This window comes from Luteimonas sp. R10, from assembly GCF_045689605.1.
In the GTDB taxonomy this organism is placed as follows: Bacteria; Pseudomonadota; Gammaproteobacteria; order Xanthomonadales; family Xanthomonadaceae; genus Luteimonas.
This window is the reverse complement of sequence record NZ_CP141262.1, coordinates 60,958-73,906: the sequence shown is the minus strand read 5'-3', so window position 1 is coordinate 73,906 and position 12,949 is coordinate 60,958. Positions and strand designations below refer to the sequence as shown.

Sequence of the window (12,949 nt, the reverse complement as noted above, 5' to 3'; positions counted from 1 at the left end):
GGACCGGGCACCGCGACGGCGCCAGCAGCCGGCGCTCCGGCTCAGAGCCGGGCGTACTCGAGGATCTCCTGCCCCATCAGGGTGCAGGCGGTCTCTCCCTGTCCGCCGTACAGCAGGCGCATGCGGTAGCGGCCCTTGTAGACATTGCCCCAGACCTCGAGCACGGCCAGCAGCTGGTTGGCCGCGGCCGGGTTTTCGGTTGAAGGCAGTGCCGTGACTTCCGGCTCGACGGACGCGCGGTCGTCGCCATCGACATGGAAGGCGAGCAGCTTCCCGGCTTGGGCAATGGCCGCCTCGGTGCAGTCGGGTGCGGCGCGCTCCGCGGCGCCGCCCGCCGCGACCGGCAGCAGCATGCAGGCGGCGGCGAGCGCGCACTGGATCGAATTCCGTCTCATCGGCATCGGCACGTTTCGGCACCGCGGATCGCGGCTGCGGCGCAGGTTACTACAGCGATGCGGACGGGCCGTGTACGGCGGTGCCGGCCACGGGCAGGCACCGCCGGTGCGGATTCAAATCAGAGCGCGTAGCCGAACTGCTGGCGGAACTGCTCGGCGAACTCGGCGTAGTCGAAGCGCTGGTTCTGGGTGCCGGGGTGCTCGACCTTGAGCGCGCCCATCAGGTTGGCGATGCGGCCGGTGGTCATCCAGTCGTAGCCGCCGGTGATGCCGAAGATCAGGCCGGCGCGGAAGGCGTCGCCGCAGCCGGTGGGGTCGGTGACGCGGCGCTCGTGCGCGGGCGGGATGTCGTAGACCTTGTCGCCGGCGCGGATGATCGCGCCCTTGGGGCCGCGGGTGGCGATGTAGGCCCTCACCTTGCCGGCGATCCGCTCCTCGCTCCAGCCGGTGCGCTCCTGCAGCAGGTTGGACTCGTAGTCGTTGACGGTGACGTAGTCGGCCCGCTCGATGAAGTTGCGCAGCTCGTCGCCGTTGAACAGCGGCATCGCCTGGCCCGGATCGAAGATGAACGGAATGCCGGCTTCGGCGAACTCCTCGGCGTTCTGCAGCATGCCCTCGCGCCCGTCGGGGCTGACGATGCCGAACTTCACGCCTTCCACGTGCTTCACGTGGTTCTCGTAGCTGCGCATCATCGCGCCGGGGTGGAAGGCGGTGATCTGGTTGTTGTCGTGGTCGGTGGTGATGAACGCCTGCGGGGTGAACAGCTCGTCGATCACCTTCACCTGGTCCAGGCGGATCTCCATCTCCTCGAACCATTCCCGGTACGGGGCGAAATCCTGGCCGACGGTCGCCATCGGGATCGGCTCGCCGCCGAGCAGCTTGAGGTTGTAGGCGATGTTGCCGGCGCAGCCGCCGAACTCGCGGCGCATCCGCGGCACCAGGAACGACACGTTCAGGATGTGCACCTTGTCCGGCAGGATGTGGTTCTTGAACTGGTCGGGGAACACCATGATCGTGTCGTAGGCCAGGGAACCGCAGATCAGGACCGACATCGGCGCAGCACTCGATTTTCGAAGCCCGCTAGGGTAGCGGCCCCGGCAGGGGGAGGCCAGCCGGGCGCCGGGCGGCGGATCCCCGCTGCCGACCGGATGCGGGAGCCAAGGTGTGGGAGCGACGGAAGTCGCGACACCGGGCTCGGCGGACGTCGCGACTTCCGTCGCTCCCACAGGGCCCCCTCCCTCCGCGCCGGAGCGGGCGGGCGCCCGGGCCGTCGCCGGCCGGCGGCTCTGCGGGCCGCCCACTCACCCGCGCCCCTGCACCCGCATCCGCCCCACGCCCGAGCGCCTTTTTGCTAGGCTTGTCGGCTCCCGATCCCCCTCCAGCTTTCGATAGCGCCGGCCCTGCGCGCGGCGCCCTGACGGACCCTATTCCCCGATGTTCAAGAAGTTCCGCGGCCTGTTCTCCAACGACCTGTCCATCGACCTGGGCACGGCCAACACCCTCATCTTCGTCCGCGGCCAGGGAATCGTGCTCAACGAGCCTTCGGTGGTGGCGGTGCGCCAGGACCGCGTCGGCGGCCAGAAGGCGGTCGCCGCGGTCGGCAGCGAGGCCAAGCAGATGCTCGGCCGCACCCCCGGCAACATCACCACCCACCGGCCGATGAAGGACGGGGTGATCGCCGACTTCACCTACACCGAGGAGATGCTCAAGCACTTCATCCGCAAGGTGCACAAGTCGAGGTTCCTCCGGCCCAGCCCGCGGGTGCTGATCTGCGTGCCCTGCGGCTCGACCCAGGTGGAGAAGCGCGCGATCAAGGACTCGGCGATGGAGGCCGGCGCGCGCGACGTCTCGCTGATCGAAGAGCCGATGGCCGCCGCGATCGGGGCCGGCATGCCGGTCACCGAGGCGCGCGGCTCGATGGTGGTGGACATCGGCGGCGGCACCACCGAGGTCGCCGTGATCGCGCTCAACGGCATCGTCTACTCGCAGTCGGTGCGCATCGGCGGCGACCGCTTCGACGAGTCGATCATCAACTACGTGCGCCGCAACCACGGCATGCTGATCGGCGAATCCACCGCCGAGCGGATCAAGCTGGAGATCGGCTGCGCCTATCCGCAGGAACGCAACGTCGAGATGGAAGTCTCCGGCCGGCACCTGGCCGAGGGCGTGCCGAAGATGATCAAGATCGGCTCCACCGAGGTGCTCGACGCCCTGCGCGAGCCGCTGTCGGGCATCGTCGAGGCGATCAAGCAGGCGCTGGAGCAGACCCCGCCGGAGCTGTGCGCGGACGTCGCCGAGCGCGGGATCGTGCTGACCGGCGGCGGCGCCCTGCTGCGCGACCTGGACCGGCTGATCAGCGAGGAGACCGGCCTGCACGTGCAGATCGCCGAGGATCCGCTGACCTGCGTGGCCCGGGGCGGCGGCCGCGCGCTCGAACTGCTGGACATGCACGGCAACGAATTCTTCGCCGCGGAATAAGCGGCGATTGGCGGATTCGTGATTCGTGCTTGGTGATTCGTGATTGGCAAAATCCTATGATGCTTCGCGCGACCTTCGGCTAGCCGCCCTTCTGCCGGCGGTGGCTGCCACGAATCACCAATCACGAATCACCAATCACGGCCCCCAATGCCTTCCTACGCCAGTCCCGCCGCCCCCCGTTCCGGCGACGTCGCCGGCACCCTGCGGCTGCTGGCGTACCTGGCGGTGTCGGTGGCGCTGATCATCGCCGACCATCGCGGCGACTGGCTCGATCGGGTCCGCGCCCAGGCCTCGGTGGCGATGCAGCCGGTGTGGTGGCTGGCGGGCCTGCCGTCACGGCTGGGCCGCAACGTGCGCGAGGACGCGGTCACCCGCTCGCTGCTGGCCGAGGACAACCGCCGCCTGCGCAACGAACTGCTGGTCGGCAACGCGCGGCTGGCGCGGCTGCAGGCGGCGGCCGCCGAGAACGCGCGCCTGCGCAGGCTGCTCGGCGCCGCCGAGCGCGGCGGCCTGGACGTGCAGCTGGCGCCGATCCTCGATGTCGATCTCGATCCGACCCGGCAGCGGCTGATGCTCAGCGCCGGCAGCCGCGACGGCGTCAGCAACGGCCAGTGCGTGATCGACGCCGGCGGCGTGGTCGGGCAGATCATCGAGACCACCCCGACCACGGCGACCGTGCTGCTGCTCACCGATCCCGACCACGCGGTGCCGGTGGTGGTGGCGCGCACCGGGGTCCGGCTGATCGTCTACGGGCAGGGCCGCAGCGACCGGCTGCGGCTGCCGAACGTGCCGCTGTCCAGCGACGTGGAGGTCGGCGACGAGCTGGTCACCTCGGGCCTGGGCGGACGCTTTCCCGCGGGCTTCCCGGTCGGCAGCATCGCCGCGCTGGCGCCCGACGACAGCCGCGCGTTTCTGGTCGGCGACGTGGCCCCGGCGGCGCGGCTCGACCGCGGCCGCGACGTGCTGCTGCTGCAGGACCTGGCGCAGCCGCCGGGGCCGGCCGCGGAAGGCGACGCGGATCATGGCGGCCTGCCGCCCGGCGACGCCTTGCCCGAGCCGCCGGATGCCGGCGCCGGAGAAGCGCCATGAAGCGCACCCGCAGCCACTGGCTGCTGCCGCTGAGCGTGCTGGTGGCGCTGCTGCTCGGCCTGTTGCCGCTGCCCGAAGGCCTGCAGCCGTTTCGGCCGTACTGGCTGGCGCTGGTCGTCGCCTACTGGGTCATCGAGGACAATGGCAGTGCCGGCCTCGGCTTCGCGTTCGTGGCGGGCCTGATCGGCGATCTGGCTTTCGGCGGCCTGTTGGGCGAGCAGGCCCTGCGGCTGACGATCATGGCCTTCATCCTGCAACGCTTCCGCAACCAGCTGCGGTTCTTCCCGATGGCGCAGCAGGCGCTGGCGATCGGCGGCCTGCTGCTGAACGACCGCGTGGTCACGGCCGCGATCCACGTCGCCCTGGGCGAGCCGCAGCTGCCGTGGATGTTCTGGCTGGCGCCGCTGCTGGGCATGCTGCTGTGGGCGCCGTTGTTCGTGCTGCTGGATGCGCTCCGGCTGGTCCGCCGGGCGCGCTGAGATGATGTCGGGGCGGCAGCAGCGCAGGCTGCGCAATCCGCAGGCCGAGGCGGCGCGGTTCCGCGCGCGCGCGCTGCTCGGGTTCGTCGTGGTGGTGCTGGCCATCGCGGGACTTGCGGCCTGGTACTTCAGGCTGCAGGTGCTCGAGCACAGCGACTATGCGCGCCAGTCGGAGGCCAACCGCATCAAGCCGCGGCCGGTGGTGCCGGGGCGCGGCCTGATCTACGACCGCCAGGGCCGGATCCTGGCCGACAACGTGCCGGCCTACCGGCTCGAGGTGACGCCCGAGGACGCCGGCGACACCGATGCGCTGATCGAGGGCCTGTCGCAGATCTTCGCGCTCGCGCCCGAGGACATCGCCCGTTTCCGCGAGGAGCGCCGGGTCAACCGCGGCTTCCGCCCGATCACCCTGAAGCTGCGGGTGGAGGAGCACGAGGCGGCGCGCTTCGCGGTCGACCGCTGGCGCTTTCCGGGCGTCGAGATCGTGCCCTATCTCAACCGCCGCTACCCGTACGGGCAGCTGTTCGCGCACGTGATCGGCTATGTCGGCCGTACCGACGAGAGCGACGTCGAACGCTACGGCCGCGACCACGTGCTGTTCCCGCACACCGGGCGCACCGGGATCGAGCGCTCCTACGAGGACCAGTTGCGCGGCAGCATCGGCTACGAGCAGGTCGAGACCAACGTCGAGGGGCGGGCGCTGGCCACCGTCGGCCGGCTGCCGGCGACCGCCGGCACCGATCTGCGCCTGAGCATCGACCTGGGGCTGCAGCAGGCGATGGTGCGCGCGTTCGGTGACCTGCACGGCTCGGCGGTGGCGGTGGACCCGGCCAGCGGCGAGGTGCTGGGCATGGTCAGCCTGCCGAGTTTCGATCCCAACCTGTTCGTCAACGGCATCTCGCATGCCGACTACCGCCGGTTGATGGACGATCCGGCCAAGCCGCTGTTCAACCGCAACGTGCTCGGCGGCGGACCGCCGGGTTCGACGATCAAGCCGTTCGTGGCGCTGGCCGGCGTCGACAGCGGCATGCGCACGCCGGAGGACCGGGTGTTCTCGACCGGCGAGTTCTTCATTCCCGGGCAGAGCCGCGGCTATCGGGATGCCGGCAGCGGGGGAGGCTGGGTCGACCTGCGCGACTCGATCTCGCGCTCGATCAACTTCTACTACTACAAGCTCGCCTACGAGATGGGGATCGCGCGCTTCGCCGAGTACATGGCGCGCTACGGTTTCGGGCAGCCGACCGGGATCGACCTGGTGGGCGAGAACCCGGGGGTGGTGCCGTCGCCGCAGTGGAAGGCCGAGCACAGTCCCGAGCCCTGGTACCCCGGCGAGACGGTGATCGCCGGCATCGGCCAAGGCTACTGGATCGCCACCGCGCTGCAGCTGGCGCGCGGCACCGCCGCGATCGCCAACGGCGGCGAACTGCATCCGCTGCGGCTGGTCGCGGGCCGGCGCGAGGGCTACGACCAGCCCTGGCAGGCGACGGCGCCGACCGCGGCCGAGCGCATCACCGACGATGCCGGGCACCTGCGCGCGGTGCAGGAGGGCATGATCGCCACCATCCACGGGCGCGGCACCGCCACCGCGCTGGCGCGCGGCGCCGAGTACACGATGGCCGGCAAGACCGGCACCGCGCAGCGCGTGGGCCGGCGCGGCAACGCCCGCGTGGACCCACGCTCGCTGCCCTACCACCTGCGGCACCAGGCGCTGTTCGTCGGCTACGCGCCGGCCGACGATCCGACCATCGCGCTGGCGGTGACGGTCGAGCACGGCGGCTACGGCGGCGTCACCGCGGCGCCGATCGCGCGCAAGATCTTCGATGCCTGGATCCTGGGCGAGATGCCGGAGCTGGAGGGGGACGCGGACGCGGTGGCCGAAGCCGGGACGCGGGATCCGGCACCCGGGACCCGGGAAACGCCGGCCGGCGTGCCCGCGCCGACGGATCGCGCCGGCCGTTCACCGCCGGATGCTCCGATGGCCGGAGCAGCAGGCCCGGCATCGTCCGCTTCTCCCGAGTCCCGGCTCCCATGAACGTCATCCTGGGCTGGCTGCTGGACCTGTTCGCGCGCTTCGTCCGCACGCTGGACTGGCCATTGTGCGCGGCGCTGCTGGCGCTGATGGGCATCGGCCTGGCGGTGCTGTACAGCGCCGGTGGCCAGAGCGGGCAGATGGTCCTTGCGCAGGCGGTGCGCTACGGCGTCGGCCTGGGGGCGATGTGGCTGCTCTCGCGGGTGACCCCGCTGCGGTTGCGCAGCATCACCCCCGCGGTCTACGGCCTCTCGCTGGTGCCGCTGCTGCTGGTGCTGTTCATCGGCACCGGCCGCCACGGCAGCCACTGGATCGACCTGGGCGTGTTCTATTTCCAGCCGGCGGAACTGATGAAGCTGAGCCTGCCGATGATGGCCGCCTGGTATCTCAACCAGGCCGGCACGCCGCCGCGTTTCGGCCATGTCCTGCTCTGCGCGCTGGTGATCGCGGTCCCGACCGGACTGATCATGCTGCAGCCCGACCTGGGCACCGCGATGCTCGTCGCCGCCAGCGGCGCGTTCGCGCTGTACCTGGCGGGCCTGTCGTGGTGGTGGTTCGCGGCGGGCGCCGGCGCCATCGCCGCGGCGGCGCCGGCCGCCTGGTTCTGGCTGCTGATGCCCTACCAGAAGGACCGGCTGCTGACCTTCCTCGATCCCGAGAGCGACCCGCTCGGCGCCGGCTGGAACATCATCCAGTCGAAGATCGCGATCGGCGCCGGCGGGTTCGCCGGACAGGGCTGGGGGCAGGGCACGCAGTCGCACCTCAACTACGTGCCCGAACACACCACCGACTTCATCTTCGCCGTGCTCAGCGAGGAGTTCGGCTGGCTGGGCGTGGTGACGACGCTGGCGCTGTACCTGTTCATCATCGGCCGCTGCCTGTGGATCGCCAGCGAGGCCCGCGACGGTTACGCGCGGCTGCTGGCCGGCAGCCTGGGCCTGGCGATGTTCGTCTACGTGATCGTCAACGGCGGCATGATCTCCGGCTTGCTGCCGGTGGTCGGCGTGCCGATGCCGCTGCTCAGCTACGGCGGCACCGCCGCGGTTTCGCTGCTGGCCGGCATGGGCGTGGTGATGTCGGTGCACGCGCACCGGCCGGTGCGGGGGTGAGCGCCCGCGTTCGGCGATTGCCCTGTTGATCCGGCCATAGGGCGGTAGGAGCGCACCGCAAGGGGCGCGATGGCCTCCGCTGGAAAGCCGGTCGCGCCCCTTGCGGTGCGCTCCTACAGAATGCGGGCCGGTGGGCCGGTAGCTCCGCCACGTCCACAAGGCGGCCACCGCTACCGCCAGCGCAGCCTGAATGTCTCTCCGCCCACGGTGATCCACACCGAATTCACCATGCTAACCTCGCGGCCGATGAGCCGACCCTCTGCTTTCCCGCTGGCCCCGTGCCTGCTGTCCTTCGCCCTCGCCGCCTGCGCGACCCAGGCCAATCCCCCGACCGTCGAAGCCACCGCACCGGTCTCCGCCGCGGCATCCGCCGATGCGGCGGTGCCGCCGGCCGCGCCCGCAGGCGATCCGGTCCCGGCGGCCGGGCGGGCGCTGCTGGCACCGGTGCCGCAGCCGCCGGAACGGCCGGTGGCGCCGGAGCCGGTGACCGATCCGGCGATTCCGCGCCAGCAGCGCATCGACAACTTCGTCGACTACACGGCGCGGACCTACGGCGTGGATGCCGCGGGCGTGCGGTCGGTGCTGTCGCAGGCGGAAAGGAAGCAGAGCATCCTCGATGCGATGTCGCGGCCGGCGGAGAAGACGCGCACCTGGGCCGAGTACCGCCCGATCTTCGTCAACGACGCCCGGATCAGCGGCGGCCGCAGCTTCTATGCCCAGCACCGCGACGCGCTGGACCGGGTCGCCGCCGAGACCGGCGTGCCGGCCGAGTACATCGTCGCCATCATCGGCGTGGAAACCAGCTACGGGAAAATCACCGGCAACTACCGCGTGATCGATGCGCTGTACACGCTCGCGTTCGACTTCCCCAAGCGCGCGCCGTTCTTCGCCGGCGAGCTGGCGCAGCTGTTCGCGCTGGCGCAGGAGGAACCGCAACTCGACGTCGTCGCGCTCAAGGGCAGCTACGCCGGCGCCATGGGCATGGGCCAGTTCATGCCCTCCAGCTACCGGCTGTGGGCCAAGGACGGCGACGGCGACGGCCGCCGCGACCTGCTGACCCATCTGCCGGACGTGTTCGCCTCGATCGCCAATTACTTCGTGATCCATGGCTGGGAACGCGGCGGGCCGGTGGTCGCGCGCGCCGACCGCGACGCCGGGGCGGCCGATTTCGCGCCCGAGTCGCTGGACCCGGTGTACCCGCTGGCCGACCTGGCCGGCCGCGGCTACCGGCCGCGGGCCGGGGAGCCGATCGCCGAGGGCGCCACCCTGCTGTCGCTGGACGGCGACGCCGGCCCGGAATACTGGCTCGGCTACCGCAACTTCTACGTCATCACCCGCTACAACCGCTCGCCGATGTACGCGTTGTCGGTGCATCAGCTGGCGCAGGCGATCCGCGCCGGCAGCGGCGCCCCCGGGCCATGAGCCACCGCCGGCCGCGCATCGGTCGACGGGTCCTGGTGCCGCTCGCGGCCGCGCTCGTGCTGGCCGCCTGCAGCGGTGCTCCCAGGAAGACCCCGGCGCCCGGCGAGACCGCGCACGAGCCCGGCGCGCCGGCGGCGGCGTCGCGACGCGGGCCGCGTCGGTCGCCGTACCCGCCCGCGCAGGAGGATCCGAGCAAGCGCGGCGACTACACCGCCGGCGGCCTGTACGCGCCGCACATCCGCGACAGCGCGCCGGACGACATCCCGGACGTCGATGCGATCCCGGAGCCCGAGGTGGTCGACGAACCGCGCTCGCCCTATGGCAACCGCTCGCCGTACAAAGTGCTCGGCAAGACCTACCACGTGCTCGAGCGCACCGACGACTTCGTCGAGCGCGGGCGCGCGTCGTACTACGGCAACAAGTTCCATGGCCGCCGCACCTCCAACCTGGAGGTGTACGACATGTACGCCTTCACCGCGGCGCACAAGTCGCTGCCGCTGCCGAGCTTCGCGCGCGTCACCAACCTCGACAACGGCCGCTCGGTGGTGGTGCGGGTCAACGATCGCGGGCCGTTCCACGAGGGCCGGGTGATCGACCTGAGCTGGGCGGCCGCGGTCAAGCTCGACATGCACCGCGCCGGCACCGCGCCGGTCGAGGTGCGCGCGCTGAGCCCGGGCGAGAACGCGCGCCATGCCCCCGAGGCGGTGGCCACGGCGGCGCCGACGCCGGCGGAAGCGGCCGCGCCGCCCGCCGCCGCGAGCGCCATCGACCAGTTGGTCGAGGCGTTGCCGCTCGCCGCGGCCAACGCCGGCGAGCGATCCACCGCGGCGCCTGCCGGCGCGAAGCCGGCGAGCGTCCAGCCCGCCGAGGCGCCACCGGCTGCGGCCGAAGACTGGCGCTTCGACATGATGCGCGACGGCCGCGTCATGACCGCGGACGAGTTCGACGCGTGGATGGCCTCGCGCCGCATCCGCGTGGCCACCGGCAAGCCGGGCGTGCCCGACCCGGTGCCGGCCGCGATCGAGCCGCCGATCCCGGTGGTCAGCCCGACGCGGGCCGCCGCCGAGGTCGAAGCCGAGGTCCGGTCGTCGCCGGCGGGGGCCGGCGTCACCCTGCAGGTCGCCGCCTTCGGCGCGAAAGCCAATGCCGAGCGCGCGCTGTCGCTGCTGCGCGGCGCCGGAGTCGCCGGCGCCCGCGTGGTCGACGGCGATTCCGGCGGCAAGCCGGTGTGGCGCGTGCGCGTCGGGCCGGTGGACGCCGCCACCGTCGCGGAACTGAGCGCCCGCTTCGCGGGTCTGGGTTTCGGCCAGCCGCACGTCGTTCGCGAGTAGACTGCCAACCCTTCACATCCATGCCGTGGCCGGGAACGGCCACGCCACCGGAGTCCCGTTGTCGATGAAATTCGTTGCCATCCGTCCCGCCCTCGTCGCCGTTCTCGCGCTGTCCGTGTCCGTGCTCGGGCTGGCGCTCGCCCAGGAGGCGCCGGCGCCGCAGCCGGACGCGCCCGCCGCGCTCAGCGACGCCATGCCCACGCCGCCGCCGCCGCCGGTGGTCGGCACCGCCTGGCTGCTGATGGACTACGAGACCGGACAGGTCCTGGCCGGCGAGAACGTGGACGAGCGGGTCGAGCCGGCCAGCATCACCAAGGTGATGACCAGCTACGTCATCGCCGCGGAAATGGCCGCGGGCAAGATCGGGCCGGACGACCAGGTGATGCTGAGCGAGAATGCCTGGCGCACCGGCGGCGCCATGACCGACGGCAGCTACAGCGGCTTCGAGGTCAACAAGACCGCGCCGCTGCTGGACATGGAGAAGGGCATGGCGGTGCAGTCGGGCAACGACGCCGCGATCGCCCTGGCCGAGCACGTGGCCGGCAGCGAAGAATCCTTCGCCGCGCTGATGAACGCCTACGCCCAGCGCATCGGGCTGAAGAACAGCCATTTCGTCAACGCCCACGGGCTGTCGGCCGAGAACCACTACTCGACCGCGCGCGACCTGGCGCTGCTGGGCCGGGCGATGATCCGCGACTACCCCGAGCAATACGCGCACAACAAGATCAAGCAGTTCACGGTCGGCCCGATCACCCAGCGCAACCGCAACCGGCTGCTGTGGCGCGACGACAGCGTCGACGGGATCAAGACCGGCCATCATTCGGGAGCCGGCTACTGCCTGCTGTCGTCGGCCAAGCGCGGCGACCAGCGCCTGATCGCGGTGGTGATGGGTTCGACCGGCGAGGAGCAGCGCGCCACCGATTCGCTGGCGCTGCTGAACTGGGGCTTCCGCTTCTTCGAGACCCACAAGCTGTACGACGCCGGGCAGGCCATCTCCACCCAGAAGATCTGGAAGGGCAAGGCCAACGAACTGCGCATGGGATTGGCCGAACCGCTGCTGATCAGCATGCCGCGCGGCAAGTACGACCAGCTCAAGCCGAGCATGGACGTGCCCAAGACCCTGGTCGCGCCGGTGGAGCAGGGCCAGGCGATCGGCACCGTGCGCGTCACCCTCGACGGCGAGGTGGTGGCCGAGCGCCCGCTGGTGGCGCTGGAGGCGGTGGAGCAGGCCGGCTTCTTCAAGCGCCTGTGGCACGAATTCCTGATGTGGTGGAACTCGGACTGACGCCGGCCGCCCGGGCTTGGGAACGGCGGCAGGCGCGCCCATAATCGGGTGATGGAGATCAAGTCCGACAATCCCGAGCACGGCTTCCAGTTTCCCGGCGAGTTCGAGATCACCGCCATGGGCCCGGCCGACGCCGGGCTGGAGACCGAAATCCCGAACCTGCTGGCCGCGGCCGGCATCGCCGTGCTGCACGAGACCGTCACCACCCGCGAATCCAGCGGCGGCCGGTTCGTGTCGGTGCGGCTCAGTTTCCGCGCCGGCTCGCGCGAGGAGTACGAGACCGCGCACGCGGCCCTGCGCGAGCATCCGGAAGTGAAATGGACGCTGTGAGCGCGCGTCCCGCTCCGGGAGCGGGTCCGCGTGGCGCCCGGTGGCGGCGCGGCAGGCCCGTTCCGCTCCGGCTCGGGGCGTCCGGCCGCGCGCCCGCGGAGTAGCGCATGCATCGCACCGCGCTCGTCCGCGATCTCGGTCGCCAGCCGTACACGCCGGTCTGGCGGGCGATGCAGCGCTTCACCGACGCGCGCGATGCCGGCACCGCCGACGAGCTGTGGCTGGTCGAACACGATCCGGTGTTCACCCTCGGCCAGGCCGGCAAGCCCGAGCACGTGCTGATGCCGGGCGACATCCCGGTGCTGCACGTCGACCGCGGCGGCCAGGTCACCTACCACGGGCCGGGCCAGATCGTGGCCTATCCGCTGCTCGACCTGCGGCGGCTGAAGATCGGGGTGCGCGAGTACGTCGATCGCGTCGAGCAGGCGGTCATCGACACCCTGGAGCAATGGAACATCGCGGCCGGGCGGCGCGACGGCGCGCCCGGCGTGTACGTGGCCGGGGCCAAGGTCGCGGCGCTCGGCATCCGCGTGCGCCGCGGCTGCACGTTCCACGGCCTCGCGTTCAACATCGCGATGGACCTGGAGCCGTTCCGGCGCATCAACCCCTGCGGCTACCAGGGGCTGCAGGTGACCTCGGTGGCCGATCTGGGCGGTCCTTCCGGCCCGGAGCCGGTCAAGCCGGTGCTGCTGCAACGGCTGGCGCGGCAGTTCGGGCTCGACCTGCAGGCCGCGTCGGACCTGCCTGACCTGTCGGTGGCCGCCTGACGGCCGACCCGCCGGCTCACCGCTGGCCCCGATGCTTTTCCGTAGAGCGGAGCTTGCTCCGCTGCTCCCGGCTCCGGAGCCCACGCAGCCGAGCAAGCTCGGCTCTACGGGACATTGCAGGCCTGGGCGGGCGATCCGCCTGCGGATCGGTCCGTCCTGCCGGGCGCGGGCGCCGTCGCAAGACAGCGCCGGCGCCCGACCCTACAATGGCACCTCACCCGGGATAGCAAACGGC

At 71.5% G+C, this 12,949-nt stretch carries 12 protein-coding genes; 10 read left to right on the top strand and 2 right to left on the bottom strand.

Annotated elements, in window-relative coordinates; all coding sequences use genetic code 11:
• Positions 1–41 precede the first annotated feature (41 nt).
• Together U3649_RS00330 and U3649_RS00325 are read right to left on the bottom strand one after the other, a co-directional pair.
• Positions 42–395, bottom strand: coding sequence for a hypothetical protein (locus U3649_RS00330; RefSeq protein ID WP_407352917.1), 354 nt, complete (start codon positions 393–395; stop codon positions 42–44).
• Positions 396–514: 119 nt separating this feature from the next.
• Positions 515–1,447: a carbohydrate kinase family protein gene (locus U3649_RS00325; RefSeq protein WP_407352916.1), complete on the bottom strand. Its 933-nt coding sequence runs from the start codon at positions 1,445–1,447 to the stop codon at positions 515–517.
• Positions 1,448–1,829: 382 nt separating this feature from the next.
• On the opposite strand from U3649_RS00325, the gene U3649_RS00320 reads away from it, so the two are divergent.
• From U3649_RS00320 to lipB, 10 genes are all read left to right on the top strand, one after another.
• On the top strand, positions 1,830–2,873 hold the full coding sequence (locus tag U3649_RS00320) for a rod shape-determining protein (protein ID WP_407352915.1): 1,044 nt from the start codon (positions 1,830–1,832) through the stop codon (positions 2,871–2,873).
• Between the two features lie 147 nt (positions 2,874–3,020).
• Complete coding sequence (mreC, locus tag U3649_RS00315) at positions 3,021–3,962, top strand: rod shape-determining protein MreC (RefSeq protein ID WP_407352914.1); 942 nt, start codon at positions 3,021–3,023, stop codon at positions 3,960–3,962.
• Positions 3,959–4,441, top strand: a complete 483-nt coding sequence (gene mreD / locus U3649_RS00310; protein ID WP_407352913.1) for a rod shape-determining protein MreD — start codon at positions 3,959–3,961, stop codon at positions 4,439–4,441. The genes mreC and mreD overlap by 4 nt, the downstream gene beginning before the upstream one ends.
• A 4-nt stretch (positions 4,442–4,445) precedes the next feature.
• Positions 4,446–6,473: a penicillin-binding protein 2 gene (mrdA, locus tag U3649_RS00305; protein WP_407352912.1), complete on the top strand. Its 2,028-nt coding sequence runs from the start codon at positions 4,446–4,448 to the stop codon at positions 6,471–6,473.
• Positions 6,470–7,579, top strand: a complete 1,110-nt coding sequence (gene rodA, locus U3649_RS00300; RefSeq protein WP_407352911.1) for a rod shape-determining protein RodA — start codon at positions 6,470–6,472, stop codon at positions 7,577–7,579. The genes mrdA and rodA overlap by 4 nt, the downstream gene beginning before the upstream one ends.
• Before the next feature lie 246 nt (positions 7,580–7,825).
• The gene (gene mltB / locus U3649_RS00295) at positions 7,826–9,001 is read left to right on the top strand and encodes a lytic murein transglycosylase B (RefSeq protein WP_407352910.1); all 1,176 of its coding nucleotides are present in this window, start codon (positions 7,826–7,828) and stop codon (positions 8,999–9,001) included.
• The gene (locus U3649_RS00290; RefSeq protein WP_407352909.1) at positions 8,998–10,332 is read left to right on the top strand and encodes a septal ring lytic transglycosylase RlpA family protein; all 1,335 of its coding nucleotides are present in this window, start codon (positions 8,998–9,000) and stop codon (positions 10,330–10,332) included. The genes mltB and U3649_RS00290 overlap by 4 nt, the downstream gene beginning before the upstream one ends.
• Before the next feature lie 64 nt (positions 10,333–10,396).
• The gene (locus U3649_RS00285; RefSeq protein ID WP_407352908.1) at positions 10,397–11,617 is read left to right on the top strand and encodes a D-alanyl-D-alanine carboxypeptidase family protein; all 1,221 of its coding nucleotides are present in this window, start codon (positions 10,397–10,399) and stop codon (positions 11,615–11,617) included.
• 51 nt (positions 11,618–11,668) lie between these two features.
• Positions 11,669–11,947 carry a DUF493 family protein gene (locus U3649_RS00280; RefSeq protein WP_407352907.1) on the top strand — a complete coding sequence of 93 codons (279 nt, stop codon included), beginning with the start codon at positions 11,669–11,671 and terminating at the stop codon, positions 11,945–11,947.
• A 107-nt stretch (positions 11,948–12,054) separates the two neighbouring features.
• Positions 12,055–12,714 (top strand): lipoyl(octanoyl) transferase LipB, encoded by a 660-nt coding sequence (lipB, locus tag U3649_RS00275; RefSeq protein WP_407352906.1) that lies wholly within the window; start codon positions 12,055–12,057, stop codon positions 12,712–12,714.
• Positions 12,715–12,949: the final 235 nt, after the last annotated feature.

Excerpts from the sequence above, each read along its gene's own strand:
- U3649_RS00330 (WP_407352917.1), bottom strand. The coding sequence starts at position 395 with ATGAGACGGAATTCGATCCAGTGCGCGCTCGCCGCCGCCTGCATGCTG.
- U3649_RS00325 (WP_407352916.1), bottom strand. The coding sequence starts at position 1,447 with ATGTCGGTCCTGATCTGCGGTTCCCTGGCCTACGACACGATCATGGTG.
- U3649_RS00320 (WP_407352915.1), top strand. The coding sequence starts at position 1,830 with ATGTTCAAGAAGTTCCGCGGCCTGTTCTCCAACGACCTGTCCATCGAC.
- mreC (WP_407352914.1), top strand. The coding sequence starts at position 3,021 with ATGCCTTCCTACGCCAGTCCCGCCGCCCCCCGTTCCGGCGACGTCGCC.
- mreD (WP_407352913.1), top strand. The coding sequence starts at position 3,959 with ATGAAGCGCACCCGCAGCCACTGGCTGCTGCCGCTGAGCGTGCTGGTG.
- mrdA (WP_407352912.1), top strand. The coding sequence starts at position 4,446 with ATGTCGGGGCGGCAGCAGCGCAGGCTGCGCAATCCGCAGGCCGAGGCG.
- rodA (WP_407352911.1), top strand. The coding sequence starts at position 6,470 with ATGAACGTCATCCTGGGCTGGCTGCTGGACCTGTTCGCGCGCTTCGTC.
- mltB (WP_407352910.1), top strand. The coding sequence starts at position 7,826 with ATGAGCCGACCCTCTGCTTTCCCGCTGGCCCCGTGCCTGCTGTCCTTC.
- U3649_RS00290 (WP_407352909.1), top strand. The coding sequence starts at position 8,998 with ATGAGCCACCGCCGGCCGCGCATCGGTCGACGGGTCCTGGTGCCGCTC.
- U3649_RS00285 (WP_407352908.1), top strand. The coding sequence starts at position 10,397 with ATGAAATTCGTTGCCATCCGTCCCGCCCTCGTCGCCGTTCTCGCGCTG.
- U3649_RS00280 (WP_407352907.1), top strand. The coding sequence starts at position 11,669 with ATGGAGATCAAGTCCGACAATCCCGAGCACGGCTTCCAGTTTCCCGGC.
- lipB (WP_407352906.1), top strand. The coding sequence starts at position 12,055 with ATGCATCGCACCGCGCTCGTCCGCGATCTCGGTCGCCAGCCGTACACG.